Genomic DNA, 13,608 nt, shown 5'->3' with positions numbered 1-13,608 from the left:
CGCTCCCGGCGCGAAGACCGCAAGCGCGCCTGGTGCGACCGCCTCAGCGGCCGATTTCCTTGTTCCATTGCTCCAGCCACTTGGACTGGCGCGCCGGAATCTCGGTGAAGGGCGGGATGATGATCTCGTCGATCTTGGTGATCTCGTGCGCCACGGCCTTGTCGTAGACCGCATCGACATTGCCCGTGCCGTAGCGGACCTTGCTGCCGAAGCAGGACTGGCGCTTGGCATCAAGCGCATAGTTCGCGAAGTCGAAGCCGAGATCCGAGCTGCCCTTGGCCTTCTGGATCCAGGTGATGCCGGCCATCGCGCCGGGCGCCGGGGTGACGTAGCCAAAGCTCGAATTGCCGTCGTCGATGAAGGCCCAGGCGCGACCGTCCCAATAGGCGGCCATGTCGATCTCGCCGCTCTTCAGGTCGTTTAGGACCTGGTTGGGATCGGTCCACAGGGTCAGGTTGCGGCTGTCGAGCATGCGCTTGGCCTGGGCGAGGCCGGGAGCGACATTGTCGATGCTGCCGCCATAGAGCGTCGAGAGCTGGTAGACGATGAAGGGCGAACCGCCGCCGGTGTAGTTGATGCTCGGCGCGGAGCTCTTCCACTTGCCGCTGACGGTGCCCTCGATGAACTCCTTCCAGTCCTTCGGCGGGTTCTTCACGGTCGCCTTGTTGTAGATCAGGCCCATCGAACCGTAATTGTGCACGACGCCATAGCCGCCACCGACATCGGTGAAGCGCTTGGCGATCTTGCCGAGGTTGGGCATGCGGTCGACTGTGAACTTGTCGACCAGGCCGCGATTGATCGCGTCATGGGCGGCATCGCTCGTCGTCATCATGATGTCGAGCGGCGGCTTGTTCGGGCTCGCCGCGATCTGGTTCAGCCATTGCGGCGGCGAACCGAGCACGATCTCGACGCTCTTTCCCGTCTCCTTCTGGAACGGGTCGACGATGCATTCCCGGAAGCTGCGCTCCCAGACGCCACCGAAAGCACCGACGACGAGGTCGGCGGCGATCGCCTGCCCCGCAAGGCCGGCACTTCCCGCGATCATACCGATGGCTGCCGCGACGGACGCGGCGCTCCTGCTGAAACCACGCATTGTCACGATTGCGATCCCCTCGTTGTTGAACGGGTGTCGGGGTTCTCCGCCCCGATCACCAGACTATTCACGATCTTAAAAATTCTGGCAATGAATTTCATTCCCCCGATATCGCAAGATCAGGAATGCGCTAGGCGTATGGCGTCGATTTTGGCGAAAGATCGATATTTCGGCATCGCTGAGCAGCATTTAAGCATAGCGTCGCACTGGCCTGCCGGTACCATCAGGTTCGAGATACAGATCATTGCGATCTCTCATTTTTTAAGATAATGAAATACCCTGATCTGCCACTGAAACAGAAGATGAGCGTGAGCACGTCCATTATCGCCAACGCCTCGCCACAGGTTGCCGATAGCGGCAGCGTCGGCGCCATGATCCGGAAGAGCCGCCAACAGGCCCGCATTTCGCTGCAGAAGCTGGCCGAGCGCTCAGGCGTCTCGGTCGGCATGCTGAGCCAGGTCGAACGAGATCTGGTCAACCCGTCCCTGCGCGTACTGACGAGCATCCGCAATGCCCTGGGCCTGCCCGCCAGCGCCTTCTTCCAGGAAACGGCTCAGCCTGCTCCTCGTGATCCCATGTTCGTGCGGCGCGCCACGCAGCGGCCGCGGCTTGAGCTCGGCTATATCAGCAAGGAGCTGCTATCGGCGGGCACGCCGCACAATCTTCAACTCATGATCCTGCACATCCCCGCCGGGAGTTCCTCCGGCGACAAACCGATGCGCTACCAGGCCGAAAAGGCCGGGCTCGTGATGGAAGGCGAGTTCATCCTGCGGGTCGCCGACGAGGAATCCCATCTCAAGGAGGGCGACAGCTTCGTCTTCGACAGCTCCCTCCCCCATAGCTTCACCAATCCCGGCACGACCCCCGCCAAGGTCCTCTGGATCATCGGCTCCATCTCGGTCGACCGACATGTGTAGAGACACACCCTAGGAAAGGCGTCGCATGATCAGCGTCCCGCTCGGCCTGCGTGGCATCAGCAAATCCTATGGACAGGTCCAGGCTTTGAAGCCGCTTAGTCTCGAGGTCGCGGGCGGCGAGATGATCGCTCTGCTCGGCCCTTCGGGCTGCGGCAAGACGACGACGCTGCGTGCCATCGCCGGCTTCGAGCAGCCCGACACCGGCGCGATCTTCATCGACGAGCGCGACATCACCGATCTGCCGCCGAACCGGCGCGACCTCGGCATGGTGTTCCAGAACTACAGCCTGTTCCCTCATATGACGGTCGGCGAGAACGTCGCCTTCGGCCTCAAGATGCGCGCCACCTCGCGCGCCGAGCGCGACGAGCGCGCCCGCAAGCTGCTCGCCATGGTGCGCCTTGAGCAGTTCGGCGGTCGGCAGATCCACCAGCTTTCCGGCGGCCAGCAACAGCGCGTCGCACTGGCCCGCGCGCTCGCGACCGACCCCAAGATCCTGCTGCTCGACGAGCCGTTGGGCGCCCTCGACAAGAACCTGCGCGAGAGCATGCAGTTCGAACTGCGCGCCATCCAGCGCCGGCTCGGCATCACCTCGATCCTGGTCACCCATGATCAGGAAGAGGCCCTGACCATGAGCGATCGCGTCGCCGTGATGTCGGCGGGGCAGATCGTCCAGATCGGCGCCCCTGCGGACATCTACGGCAAGCCGGCCACGCGCTTCGTCGCCGATTTCCTCGGAACCGCCAACGTCTTCGCCGGCACCGCCGTGGCCGAACAGGGGGCGGGCGTCTGGCGCGTCGCCCTGAGCGGAAGCGAGTCGGTCGAGGTGACCGTCACCGCGACGAAGCCGCTATCGCCAGGGCAGCCCCTGGCCTTCGCCGTACGCCCGGAACGCCTGACGATGGACTCGCCAGACGGCTTGGGCCTGCCGGCCCGTATCCGCGACGTGGTGTTCCGCGGCTCCTTCCTGACCTATGAGCTCGACGCCGAGGGGCGCGACACACCGATCTTCGTCTACAGCCAGAACCGCACGCCTGCGGCCGCCGGAAGCGCGGTCAAGCTGAGCTGGGATCCCGATTGCGCGATCATGCTGGAGGCCGGGGCATGACCGCGGTCGCCTCCGTCGCGGCACCAGCCACAAACGCACCGAGAAAGCGCGGCCGCTTCCGGTTGGCGAGCCCGCTCTGGGCCGTGCCGGCCATCGTCTTCCTGATCGCCTTCCTGATCGTTCCGCTGTCCGCCAATCTCATCCGCAGCGTCACGCTCGGCGAGGCGGCGCAGCAACCTTGGGTCTACTACCAGAAGCTGCTCTTCGACGCCTATTACTCCGGCATCTTCCTGAACACGTTCAAGGTTTCGCTGATCACGACGGTCTGCACGCTGATCGTCGGCTACCCCGTCGCCTACTTCATGGTGCGCTATGGCGGCCGTTGGAACGGCCTGATCCTGTTCTGCCTGATCGCACCATTACTGACCTCGATCATCATGCGCACCTTCGGCTGGCGCGTGCTCTTGGCCCGCCGCGGCCTGCTCAATGTCTGGCTCACCGAGCTCGGCCTGATCGACCGGCCGATCGATATCCTGAACGACCCTCTCATCGTCTATATCGGGCTCATCCATGTGATGGTCCCGTTCATGGTGCTGTCGATCACGGCCGTGCTGCAGGGCATCGACGTGCGCCTGGAGGAATCGGCGCGGGTGCTGGGCGCCGGGCGCTGGCAGGCCTTTCGCAACGTCACGCTGCCGCTCAGCCTCGACGGCATCGCGACCGGCTGCACGCTGGTCTTCGTCATCACCAATGGCAGCTTCCTGACGATGCTGCTGCTCGGCGGCGGCAAGGTCCAGACGCTGTCGCTGCTGATCTACCAGCAGTTCAACCTGACACAGGACGTCGGCTTCGCCGCCACCATGGGCAATGTGCTGCTCGTCGCCGCCATGGCCTGCGTCGCTCTGCAGGGCCGCTTCCTCAAGCGCCAGGGGATCAAGGAATGAGGATCAAGGAATGAGCCAAGGAGCGAGCCAAGGAGCGAGCGATGTGAGCCTGAAGCGCCGCCGCCGCAAGCCGGACCTGCTCGCCTGGGGGCTGGGCCTCTGGGTCGTGCTGTTCATGGTCTTCCTGCTGCTGCCGATCATCGCGGTGGTGGTGGTCTCCTTCTCGTCTGCGACCTATATCGCCTTCCCGATGCCCGGCCTGTCGCTGCGCTGGTATGCTCGCATCTTCGAGTATCGCCCCTTCATCGACTCGCTGATCACGTCCCTGCAGATCGCGATCGGCTCGGCGCTGCTGGGTATCGCGATCGGCGTGCCGGCCGCGCTCTGGATCGCCCGCTCCCGAACCGCGCTCGCGGGGATGGCGGCCAATCTGCTGCTGGCGCCGCTCTCGGTGCCGGCGATCGTGCTGGGCTTCTCGCTGCTCTATCTTCTGTCGGCGCTCGGGCTCGGGATCTCGTTCAATGCCCTGCTGATCAGCCACACCGTCGTCTCGATCCCCTACATCACCCGCACGGTGCTGGCGGTGTATCGCGCGCTGCCGCCCGACTTCGAGGAGGCCGCCTCGGTGCTGGGCGCCACGCGCTGGCAGACCCTGCGCCATACGACGCTGCCGCTGATCCGGCCGGGCATCTTCGCCGGTAGCCTGTTCGCGGTGCTGATCTCGCTCGACAACCTGCCGCTGTCCTTTTTCTTCGGCACGGCGCAGGCGAACACGCTTCCGGTTGTCATGCTCAGCTACATGCAGACGCAGTTCGACCCGTCGATCGCGGCCATCAGCACAGTCCAGATGCTGATCGCCGTGGTGGCGCTGCTCATCCTCAACGCGACCTACGGCATCGACAAACTGACGGCCGCATGAAGCGGCAATCGCAGCCGCCACACAGCAGGTACATCGCCGGGCCTGTCGGAAACGGCTGACGATCATCGTCGCGCCTGCTATGGCTGCCGCCATCGATCACATGGCGATGGCGACCCCGCATTCGCGCCTTCGGCGCGTGCCGAGGGCGCCCGCGGAGAGCATTTGCATGGCCAGCCCCCTTCGACTGCCGAAGTCGAAAATCCATCACATCGACGGCGCGCAGTTTCAGTTCGGCCTGGACGAGGTCAAGCTCAGTCCGGAACGCTTTGCCGACCTGTTCTGCAACGGCAGGGTCAAGCGCGTTCGCGAATGGCTGGCCGACGAAGTTCCGGTTCCGCCCTGGGTCCCGGCGCTGCTCGCCGCCATGGTCTCGCCGGAGGGCCGGACCCGCGCAATCGCCACGGCCGAGCACTTGATCGCCGCCGGCGCGTCGAGCGACGCTGACCGGGCATAGAGCTGCCTCCGGAACTCGCCTTGCGGCGAAAATCCGACGGTTGCAGTATGAGGATGCTTGAGAAACAGGAAGTGGCGGACAGGGAGGGATTTGAACCCCCGATACCCTTGCGGGTATGCCGCATTTCGAGTGCGGTGCATTCAACCACTCTGCCACCTGTCCGCGGTCGCCTTCGGTCGAAGCGGGCTGGTTACTACACGCGGTGCCCGGGCAAGACAAGTCTTGTGCCCGTCATAATTCGGGCCTCGCACACACGCTTTCCCTTGACCTGACCGGGGCATGCGACTATCGAGCCTCGTCCGGCGTGGGGAAACCCGCGCCCGATCTCTTTTGGCCTCATGGTTTCGCGAGTGCGCGCGCCCGGGCCGGCAAGAGCGAACCCGTACCCGTAACGACTGCCAAAAAGCTGTCCCGCACAGGCCTTCTCGGAGGCCATGACAGGGCAGGGCCGAACATGGAGGATAAAATGTTCGCAGTCATCAAGACCGGCGGAAAGCAGTTCCGCGTCGCCGCCAACGACCGCATCACCACCGCCAAGATCGAGGGCAACCCTGGCGACACCGTCGCCTTCGGGACCGTGCTGATGCTGACCGACGGCGACAAGACCACCCTGGACGCCAAGGCCCTCTCCGAGATCACCGTCGCGGCCGAGATCGTCGAGCAGGCGCGTGGCGAGAAGGTCATCGCCTTCAAGAAGCGCCGTCGCCAGAATTCGAAGCGCAAGCGCGGCTTCCGTGCCGAACTGACCGTCGTGCGCATCACCGACATCCTCACCGGCGGCAAGAAGCCGGAGATGAAGAAGGGTGACGCTTCGGCCCTCGCGCTCAAGGCCGGCTCGTCCGAGGCGAAAGGCAAGACCGCTCCGAAGGCCGCCAAGGCTGCCGCGACCGCCGAGGCACTCGACGCCTCGAACCTCTCGCTGATCTCGGGCGTCGGCCCGACCATCGAGAAGAAGCTGCGCGCCGCGGGCATCACCTCCTGGAACGACATCGCCGCCTGGACCGAGGCCGACGTTGCCAAGTGGGACGAGGAGCTCAAGCTCCGCGGCCGCGCGACGCGCGAGGAATGGGTGATCCAGGCCAAGGAATTGCTGGCCGGCAAGCCCCCCCGGGCGAAGGCCGATCAGGCCGAGCTGGCTTCCGGCGAGGACTACTGACGGCTCCTGTCAGTCTGACTTCGCCTTCGATGCCCGGACCGGCTGGCTTTTGCCGCCGATTCGGGTTAGAGAGAACACATCAGTTTTGAGGTAGGGCGTTATGGCTCACAAAAAGGCAGGCGGCTCGTCCCGCAACGGTCGCGACTCCGAAAGCAAGCGCCTCGGCGTAAAGCGCTTCGGCGACCAGGCGGTCGTGTCCGGCAACATCATTATTCGCCAGCGCGGCACGCGTTGGCATGCCGGCGTCAATGTCGGCATGGGCAAAGATCATACCCTCTTTGCGACGACGGCGGGCCGAGTCCGCTTCACGACGAAACTCGGCCGAGCTTTCGTCAACGTAGTCCCGGCCCAAGAGGCCGCAGAATAAGACGGCGGATAGGGACTTCCTCGATCCGCCGGTTCCATCGAACCGGATCGGATCAAGGGTAAAGACCCTACACGGGTTTCCCGAAGGTCAAGGAAAAGGGGAGATGGGGCAAAACCCAGCTCCCCTTTTCTCGTTTGCGCCGACGGAGAGACCGATGTTCCCCGAACTGACCCGCGACGACGTCTTCCGGCTCGAGACCCGCCGTCTCTGGCTGCGCTGGCCCCGCATGGCGGACGCTTCCGCCATTCTGCGCCAGGCCGGGGAGAAAGCCGTGGCCGAGATGACGGCATCGATTCCGCACCCCTATCCGGTGGATGCGGTCGAGCCTTTCGTCTTCGCCATGCGCAAGGGCAATGCGCTGGGCGAGCATCTGGTGTTGGCGATCACGCCACGGTCGAAGCCCAACGAGCTGATCGGCATGATCGGCGCGCACAGGCAGGCGACGGGCGTGCCCTTCATCGGCTACTGGCTCGGCACCCCGCACTGGAACAAGGGCTACGCCACCGAAGCGGTGCAGGCCTTGATCGACTCGCTGTTCACCCTGATCGAGATCCCCGCGATCGAGGCCGATACGCGCGTCATCAACCCAGCCTCGCGGCGTGTGCTGGAAAAGTCCGGCTTCCGGGCCGAGGGCTCGTTCCTCAAGTCGCTGCCGGCGCGCGGCGGGCTGTTCCCCTGCGAGCAGTTCCGGCTCGACCGCTCGACCTGGGCGGCCCTGAAGAGCTGGGGCGCCAGCGGCTGGGCTCACGCGCCCGAGATCGACACCGTCGATCTGGCGGAGGCGCCGGGCGAGCCCTGCCCGGCGTGAGGTCGCGCGTCATTCTCGGGCGGCGCTCTGCGCCGACCCGAGAATCGCTATCCGGAGATGCTCGGGTCAAGCCCGGGTATGACGAGCTCCGACCTACTTGACGAAATTGCCGCCGAGCTCGTCCTCGATATGGATGCGGATGATCTCGTCGAAGCTAGACTCCGCCTTGAAGCCGAGCGCCAGCGCGCGCTGCGGATCGAAATTGCGTGGCCAGCCCTCGACGATCCTGTCGATCACCGGGTCCGGCACGCGCTTGATCCGGGCGACGACGCCATCGCCCGCGACCTTGCGCAGCGCCTCGATCTGCTCGGCGACAGTGCAGGAATAGCCCGGCATGGTCAGCGCCCGGCGCGGCCCGACAAGGCCGAGATCCATGGTCGAGGCATGGAGCAGGAAGTTGACCGCAGAGCGCGGCGAGGCGTGCCAGTGGCGCACCTGGTCGGACACCGGAAGCACCGCCTCGATGCCGTTCAGCGGCTCGCGGATGATGTTCGAGAAGAAGCCCGAGGCCGCCTTGTTCGGCGTGCCCGGCCGCACGCAGATCGTCGGGAAGCGAATGCTGATGCCGTCGAAGAAGCCGCGGCGCGAATAGTCTGAGAGCAGCAATTCGCAGATCGCCTTCTGCGTGCCGTAGCTCGTCAGCGGCGTCGTGAAGAACTCGTCGTCGATCTTGTCGTGGAAGGGTGCGCCGAAAACGGCGACCGAAGAGGTGAAGACCAGCCGAGGCTTGTAGCCCCCGGCCAGCCGGATCGCCTCGAACAGGAAGCGGGTTCCGTCGAGATTGATGCGATAGCCCTTCTCGAAATCGGCCTCGGCCTCGCCGGAAACCACCGCCGCGAGATGGACGATCAGCTCAGGGCGCGATGCGATCAGCGCTTCCGCCTGCCCCGGCACGGAAAGGTCCGAGACCACCGTCTCGAAGGCGAAGGCGGCACCGGCTGGAGCCTGCGCCGCGACGACGTCCTGCGCCGTGACCTTGGAGATGGTCTTGCCACCCAAATGGCCGTCCTTGGCCAGCCGCTCGATGAACTTGCGGCCGGCCATGCCGGCGCCGCCGAGAACGAGAATATGCATTTGGGCTTCCTCCCTATTTTTTTGCTGGCTCTCAGAGAGCAAAGCCGCCATCCGCGAGATGGATCTGGCCGGTGGTGTAGCTCGCCTCGTCAGAGGCGAGATAGACCGCGAGCCAGGCGATCTCCTCGGCCGTGCCGAGCCGGCCCATCGGCTGGCGGTCGATGAAGGCCTGGCGCGCGGCGGCTTCCGTGGTCTTCGTCGCCGCGGCGAGGTCCTTGATGCGCTGGTCGAGCGAGGGCGACTGGATCGTGCCCGGGCAGATCGCGTTGGCGCGGATGCCCTTCTTGATGAAGTCGGCCGCGACCGCCTTGGTCAGGCCGATGACAGCGGCCTTCGTGGTGCCATAGGCATAGCGGTTGGGAATGCCGCGCACGGAGCCGGCGCCCGAGGCGATGTTGACGATCGACCCGGAGCCCTTGGCAAGCATGCCCGGCAGGAACGCCTTGATCGTGCGGTGCATCGAGGTGACGTTGAGGTCGAAGGAGAAGTCCCAGGCCTTGTCGTCGGTGTCGAGAACGGTGCCGTGATGGACGAAGCCGGCGGCGTTCACGAGGATGTCGATTGTCCCGACCTTCTCGGCGAAGTTCTCGACCGCCTTGTTCGAGAGCACGTCGAGCTTGCGCTTCTTGGCCTTCGGAATTCCCTCCAGCAGCGCGACGTCCTTGTCGGTCGCCCAGACCGTCGCGCCTTCCGCGACGAAGGCCTCCGCGATCGCACGGCCGATACCCTGCCCCGCTGCCGTGACGACCGCGATCTTGCCCTTCAAACGTCCCGCCATGATGTCCTCGCTACCTTATGTCCTGGATTGGAATTCAGCCCTTGCCGGCCCTGAAGCTCTCGAGACGCGCCTTCTGGCGCCCCTCGGAATCGAAATTCGCCGGATCGAGCCAGGCCTCGAAGGCCGCCGCGACGGCAGGCCATTCGCTGTCGAGGATGGAGAACCAGGCGGTATCGCGGTTGCGGCCCTTCACCACCTGATGCTGACGGAATAGGCCCTCATACTGGAAGCCGAAGCGCAGTGCGGCGCGCTTGGAGGGCTCGTTCAGGTTGTTGCACTTCCACTCGAAGCGGCGATAGCCCAGCGAGAAGCCATAGGCGCCGCAGAGATGGATCGCCTCGGTTGCGACCCGTGTCCTCTGCAGCACCGGCGAATAGGTGATGTAGCCGACCTCGAAGACGCCATGCTCGGGCCGGATCTCCATCAGCCAGAGATGCCCCTTGGCCTTGCCGTCGGCCTTGTCGATGATCGCGAAGGGCACGATGCCGGCCTTGGCCGCCATCGTCGCAAGCAGATCGCCATAGGCCTCGCGGGTCTGCGGCGGCTGGGCCGGCATCCACTGCCAGATATGGTCGTGGCCGCCATTCACGGCCCAGATCTCGTCGAGATGGCGCGCCGGATCGATCGGCTCAAGACGGCAATAGCGCCCTTCGAGCACGCGCGCGGGCGGGAAGGGCGGCGCCGTCCAGCCTTCGAGCACGGGGTTGGCGGTCGCAGCCGTCTGGGTCGTCATGGCTTGGTCATCTCCTGCCAGCCCGTCAGATCGGTCGAGACCGACCAGTCCGGGCCCAATTCTGCCGCGACGGCAGCGGCGATCGCCTGTCCCTCGGCTTCCCAGGCGCGCTGCTCCGCCGCACTGGGAAAGCGCGAGCGCGCCTCCTGCTCTTCCTCATAGATCGCGTCGAAGGCGTCCATCCATGCCTCCAGCCGGTCGCCAAGCTCCTCCGACAGGCCGAGATCCTCGGCATCGACGGGTTTGCGCCTGCCCTTGGCGTCGAGCGTCCAGAGCCCGCTCAGGCCGAGCCAGGCCGGCGCGATCAGGAGCGTCCCGCTCACGAGCGCGCCTTCAGGTCTTCAGTGAAGAACGGGTTCAGTGGTGCGGACGGGCCATTGCCGGCAAAGCCCCGGAAACTGCCCTCCTCGGCGATCAGCCGGGTCGCCTCGATGAAGGCGGCCCAGGCCGCCCGGGCAAGCGCCCCGCCGATCGAGATCCGGCGCACCCCGAGGGCGGCGATATCGGCAACCGTAAGGCCGAAATCACCATAGACGAGGGCGTTGACCGGCTTGCCTCCGGCCGCCGCGACGATGGTCGCGATCTGCTCGCGCGTCTTCGGGCCGGGCGCATAGAGCACATCCGCGCCGGCTTCCGCATAAGCCTTGATGCGCCGAGCGGATTCAGTCAGCGCATCCGGGTGATTGGTCAGGAAACACTCGGCCCGCGCCGTCAGGACGACCCCGGAGCCGGTCTCGTCGATCGCCTTGCGCGCCGCCCGCACCCGCGCGACGGCGAGATCGAACGCATAGAGCGGATCTTCGGCCCGCCCCGTTGCATCCTCGATCGAAAGCCCGGCGACGCCGGTGGCGACGCAGAGCTTGACGTTCGCCGCCACGCCGTCCGGCGTATCGGCATAGCCGTTCTCGAAATCGGCATTGATCGGCAGGTCCGGCACCGCCTTCACCATCTCGGCGATATGGGCCAGCATCATGTCGCGCGGCACGTCCTGGTCGGCACGCCCCTGCGTGAAGGCGAAGCCGGCGCTGGTCGTTGCCAGCGCCTTGAAGCCCTGTCCGCGCAGCCAGCGCGCCGAGCCGATGTCCCACGGGTTCGGCATCACGAGGCAGCCGGCTTCGTGCAGCGTCCGGAAAGCGTCGACCTGAGGGGAGAAGGTCATTTTAAATCGTTTCAAACGAGCCGGTTTCAGCGGGGCGCCATACTGTCCGCCTTGCGCCATTTTGTCAGCCCTCTCGGCGCGCGCGGCAGGAGCGGCGCCATTGCGCGGGCGGAATAGCGCCGACCGCCACACCCGCGCCGTCATCCCGGACGAAGCAGAGTTCCGGGATCCATCGTAGGGAACTGCGCTCTGCGACGGATCCCGGGGCAAGCCCGGGATGACGGTCGAGATTCGAAAGAATCCCTTGCAACCTCAGTGGTTGTCGCGCGGAACGCCGAACTTCTTGTGGATTTTCTGGTACTTGACCGCCGGCTTCAGCACCATGCCCTCGGAGAGCTCGCCCACGATCTTGCGCTGGATCTCCTGCCAGGGCGTCTGGCTCTTGGGATACTTGTAGCCGCCATTCGCCTTGAACTCGGTCTTGCGCTGCGTCAGCTCGTCATCCGAGATCAGGATGTTGGCGGTGCGCTTCATCAGGTCGATGCGGACCTTGTCGCCGGTCTTGAGCAAGGCGAGCCCGCCCCCGGTCGCAGCTTCCGGCGAGGCGTTGAGGATCGAGGGCGAACCCGAGGTGCCGGACTGGCGCCCGTCGCCGACGCAGGCCAGCGCCGTGACGCCCTTCTTGATCAGGTAATCCGGCGGCCGCATGTTCACCACCTCCGCCGCGCCCGGATAGCCAATCGGACCGACACCGCGGATGAACAGGATGCAGTGCTCGTCGATGGCGAGCGCCGGGTCGTCGATGCGGTGGTGGTAGTCCTCCGGCCCATCGAAGACGATCGCGCGGCCCTCGAAGGCCATCGGGTCCTTCGGGTTCTCCAGATAGCGCTTGCGGAACTCCGGCGTGATCACGCTGGTCTTCATGATCGCGGAGTCGAACAGGTTGCCGGAGAGATTGAGGAACCCGGCCTCCTTCTTCATCGGCTCGTCATAGCTTTTGATGACGTTGCGGTTGACCGCGAAGAAGCCCTTGCAGTTCTCCTCATGGGTGCGGCCGTTGGCCGTGATCGCCGGCTTGAGCTTGCCCTTCTCGAGCAGTTCCGCGATGACCGCCGGCAGGCCGCCGGCGCGGTAGTAGTCCTCGCCGAGATACTCGCCGGCCGGCTGCATGTTGACCAGCAGCGGCGTGTCGTAGCCGATCTTCGTCCAGTCCTCATTGTCGAGCGGAACGCCGATATGCTTGGCGATGGCGTTGACGTGGATCGGCGCATTGGTCGAGCCGCCGATCGCCGAGTTGATGACGATGGTGTTCTCGAAGGCCTCGCGGGTCAGGATCTTCGACGGGATGAGGTTCTCCCAGACCATCTCGACGATGCGCTTGCCGGTGAGATAGGCCATCTCGTAGCGGTCGCGATAGGGCGCGGGGATCGCGGCGGCGCCCGGCAGGGTCATGCCCATCGCCTCGGCCAGCGCGTTCATGGTCGAGGCCGTGCCCATCGTATTGCAGTGGCCGGCCGAAGGCGCCGAGGAGGCGACGAGGTCGACGAAGCCGCGATAGTCGATCTCGCCGGCCGCCATCATCTGGCGCGCCTTCCAGACGATGGTGCCGGAGCCCGTGCGCTCGCCGCGGAAGTCGCCGTTCAGCATCGGCCCGCCCGGCAGCGCGATCGCGGGAATGTCGACGGTGGCGGCGGCCATGATCTGGGCCGGCGTGGTCTTGTCGCAGCCCGTGGTCAGCACGACGCCGTCGAGCGGATAGCCGTAGAGGATCTCGACGAGCGAGAGATATTGCAGGTTGCGGTCGAGCGACGCGGTCGGGCGCTTGCAGGTTTCCTGGATCGGATGGATCGGGAACTCGAAGGGCACACCGCCCATCTCGCGGATGCCGTCGCGGATGCGCGGCGCGAGTTCGAGGTGATGGCGGTTGCAGGGCGCGATGTCGGAGCCGGTCTGGGCGATGCCGATGATCGGCCGGCTGGATTGGAGCTCCTCGCGCGACAGGCCGAAATTCATGGTGCGCTCGATATAGAGCGCGGTCATGTCGGCATTGGCGGGGTTGTCGAACCAGGCCTTCGAGCGCAACTGCTCGGGCTTGATCTTGCGGACGGGCTTCTTGCCTGCGGGTGCTTTGGCCATCCTCGTGCTTCCTCTCGCGCGGACGCGGCGCTAACGGCCGCTTGCCGGTCATTCTTCAAACGCGGGTTATCTTGAAACGATTGTAATCAGGCCATCATGCCGATCGGCCCTGCCGGGGCAAGCCCCCAAACGCGAGATAGTCATA

Annotated in this window: 15 protein-coding genes and 1 tRNA gene; 8 read left to right on the top strand and 8 right to left on the bottom strand. The window is 65.3% G+C overall.

Features of this window, described 5'->3' with window-relative positions; genetic code table 11:
- Positions 1-43: 43 nt before the first annotated feature.
- The gene (locus tag AC1RMY_RS00955; RefSeq protein WP_492863536.1) at positions 44-1,093 is read right to left on the bottom strand and encodes an extracellular solute-binding protein; all 1,050 of its coding nucleotides are present in this window, start codon (positions 1,091-1,093) and stop codon (positions 44-46) included.
- Positions 1,094-1,401: 308 nt separating this feature from the next.
- Here AC1RMY_RS00955 and AC1RMY_RS00950 point away from each other — a divergent pair, with 308 nt between their 5' ends.
- The 5 genes from AC1RMY_RS00950 (at position 1,402) to AC1RMY_RS00930 (ending at position 5,312) form a co-directional block, all read left to right on the top strand.
- The gene (locus AC1RMY_RS00950; protein WP_492862065.1) at positions 1,402-2,010 is read left to right on the top strand and encodes a cupin domain-containing protein; all 609 of its coding nucleotides are present in this window, start codon (positions 1,402-1,404) and stop codon (positions 2,008-2,010) included.
- A gap of 25 nt (positions 2,011-2,035) precedes the next feature.
- Positions 2,036-3,115 carry an ABC transporter ATP-binding protein gene (locus tag AC1RMY_RS00945; RefSeq protein ID WP_492862064.1) on the top strand — a complete coding sequence of 360 codons (1,080 nt, stop codon included), beginning with the start codon at positions 2,036-2,038 and terminating at the stop codon, positions 3,113-3,115.
- The gene (locus tag AC1RMY_RS00940; RefSeq protein WP_492862063.1) at positions 3,112-3,999 is read left to right on the top strand and encodes an ABC transporter permease; all 888 of its coding nucleotides are present in this window, start codon (positions 3,112-3,114) and stop codon (positions 3,997-3,999) included. The genes AC1RMY_RS00945 and AC1RMY_RS00940 overlap by 4 nt, the downstream gene beginning before the upstream one ends.
- Before the next feature lie 43 nt (positions 4,000-4,042).
- Positions 4,043-4,858 carry an ABC transporter permease gene (locus tag AC1RMY_RS00935; RefSeq protein ID WP_492862062.1) on the top strand — a complete coding sequence of 272 codons (816 nt, stop codon included), beginning with the start codon at positions 4,043-4,045 and terminating at the stop codon, positions 4,856-4,858.
- 79 nt (positions 4,859-4,937) lie between these two features.
- Positions 4,938-5,312, top strand: coding sequence for a hypothetical protein (locus tag AC1RMY_RS00930; protein ID WP_492862060.1), 375 nt, complete (start codon positions 4,938-4,940; stop codon positions 5,310-5,312).
- Positions 5,313-5,384: 72 nt separating this feature from the next.
- On the opposite strand, the gene AC1RMY_RS00925 is transcribed toward AC1RMY_RS00930, so the two are convergent.
- A tRNA-Ser gene (locus tag AC1RMY_RS00925) sits at positions 5,385-5,474 on the bottom strand.
- Between the two features lie 304 nt (positions 5,475-5,778).
- Here AC1RMY_RS00925 and rplU point away from each other — a divergent pair.
- The 3 genes from rplU to AC1RMY_RS00910 all read left to right on the top strand — a co-directional run bounded on the left by rplU (position 5,779) and on the right by AC1RMY_RS00910 (position 7,643).
- On the top strand, positions 5,779-6,468 hold the full coding sequence (gene rplU / locus AC1RMY_RS00920; RefSeq protein ID WP_492862059.1) for a 50S ribosomal protein L21: 690 nt from the start codon (positions 5,779-5,781) through the stop codon (positions 6,466-6,468).
- Positions 6,469-6,568: 100 nt separating this feature from the next.
- The gene (rpmA, locus tag AC1RMY_RS00915; RefSeq protein WP_492862058.1) at positions 6,569-6,835 is read left to right on the top strand and encodes a 50S ribosomal protein L27; all 267 of its coding nucleotides are present in this window, start codon (positions 6,569-6,571) and stop codon (positions 6,833-6,835) included.
- A gap of 154 nt (positions 6,836-6,989) precedes the next feature.
- Positions 6,990-7,643, top strand: coding sequence for a GNAT family N-acetyltransferase (locus tag AC1RMY_RS00910; RefSeq protein ID WP_492862057.1), 654 nt, complete (start codon positions 6,990-6,992; stop codon positions 7,641-7,643).
- A gap of 93 nt (positions 7,644-7,736) precedes the next feature.
- On the opposite strand, the gene denD is transcribed toward AC1RMY_RS00910, so the two are convergent.
- From denD to AC1RMY_RS00880, 6 genes are all read right to left on the bottom strand, one after another.
- Positions 7,737-8,717, bottom strand: a complete 981-nt coding sequence (gene denD / locus AC1RMY_RS00905; RefSeq protein WP_492862056.1) for a D-erythronate dehydrogenase — start codon at positions 8,715-8,717, stop codon at positions 7,737-7,739.
- Positions 8,718-8,748: 31 nt separating this feature from the next.
- Positions 8,749-9,495, bottom strand: coding sequence for an SDR family oxidoreductase (locus tag AC1RMY_RS00900; RefSeq protein ID WP_492862054.1), 747 nt, complete (start codon positions 9,493-9,495; stop codon positions 8,749-8,751).
- A 34-nt stretch (positions 9,496-9,529) separates the two neighbouring features.
- The gene (locus tag AC1RMY_RS00895) at positions 9,530-10,228 is read right to left on the bottom strand and encodes a GNAT family N-acetyltransferase (RefSeq protein ID WP_492862053.1); all 699 of its coding nucleotides are present in this window, start codon (positions 10,226-10,228) and stop codon (positions 9,530-9,532) included.
- Entirely contained in the window at positions 10,225-10,551 is a 327-nt protein-coding gene (locus tag AC1RMY_RS00890) for an immunity protein CdiI family protein (RefSeq protein ID WP_492862052.1), read from the bottom strand. Before AC1RMY_RS00890 ends, AC1RMY_RS00895 begins: the two co-directional genes overlap by 4 nt.
- Entirely contained in the window at positions 10,548-11,387 is an 840-nt protein-coding gene (locus AC1RMY_RS00885) for an isocitrate lyase/PEP mutase family protein (RefSeq protein WP_492862051.1), read from the bottom strand. Before AC1RMY_RS00885 ends, AC1RMY_RS00890 begins: the two co-directional genes overlap by 4 nt.
- A gap of 252 nt (positions 11,388-11,639) precedes the next feature.
- A complete protein-coding gene (locus AC1RMY_RS00880) occupies positions 11,640-13,463 on the bottom strand; it encodes an IlvD/Edd family dehydratase (protein ID WP_492862050.1) in 1,824 nt (607 codons plus the stop codon).
- Between the last annotated feature and the right edge of the window lie 145 nt (positions 13,464-13,608).

The sequence above is a fragment of the Allobosea sp. GW822-FHT03F07 genome, from assembly GCF_058801345.1.
The sequence above is the reverse complement of the archived record's forward strand: the minus strand, read 5'-3'. Positions and strand labels throughout refer to the sequence as shown.

Bases quoted from the DNA above. Each gene is read 5' to 3' on its own strand.
- AC1RMY_RS00955 (WP_492863536.1), bottom strand. From the start codon at position 1,093: ATGCGTGGTTTCAGCAGGAGCGCCGCGTCCGTCGCGGCAGCCATCGGT.
- AC1RMY_RS00945 (WP_492862064.1), top strand. From the start codon at position 2,036: ATGATCAGCGTCCCGCTCGGCCTGCGTGGCATCAGCAAATCCTATGGA.
- AC1RMY_RS00940 (WP_492862063.1), top strand. From the start codon at position 3,112: ATGACCGCGGTCGCCTCCGTCGCGGCACCAGCCACAAACGCACCGAGA.
- AC1RMY_RS00930 (WP_492862060.1), top strand. From the start codon at position 4,938: ATGGCTGCCGCCATCGATCACATGGCGATGGCGACCCCGCATTCGCGC.
- rplU (WP_492862059.1), top strand. From the start codon at position 5,779: ATGTTCGCAGTCATCAAGACCGGCGGAAAGCAGTTCCGCGTCGCCGCC.
- rpmA (WP_492862058.1), top strand. From the start codon at position 6,569: ATGGCTCACAAAAAGGCAGGCGGCTCGTCCCGCAACGGTCGCGACTCC.
- AC1RMY_RS00910 (WP_492862057.1), top strand. From the start codon at position 6,990: ATGTTCCCCGAACTGACCCGCGACGACGTCTTCCGGCTCGAGACCCGC.
- denD (WP_492862056.1), bottom strand. From the start codon at position 8,717: ATGCATATTCTCGTTCTCGGCGGCGCCGGCATGGCCGGCCGCAAGTTC.
- AC1RMY_RS00900 (WP_492862054.1), bottom strand. From the start codon at position 9,495: ATGGCGGGACGTTTGAAGGGCAAGATCGCGGTCGTCACGGCAGCGGGG.
- AC1RMY_RS00895 (WP_492862053.1), bottom strand. From the start codon at position 10,228: ATGACGACCCAGACGGCTGCGACCGCCAACCCCGTGCTCGAAGGCTGG.
- AC1RMY_RS00885 (WP_492862051.1), bottom strand. From the start codon at position 11,387: ATGACCTTCTCCCCTCAGGTCGACGCTTTCCGGACGCTGCACGAAGCC.
- AC1RMY_RS00880 (WP_492862050.1), bottom strand. From the start codon at position 13,463: ATGGCCAAAGCACCCGCAGGCAAGAAGCCCGTCCGCAAGATCAAGCCC.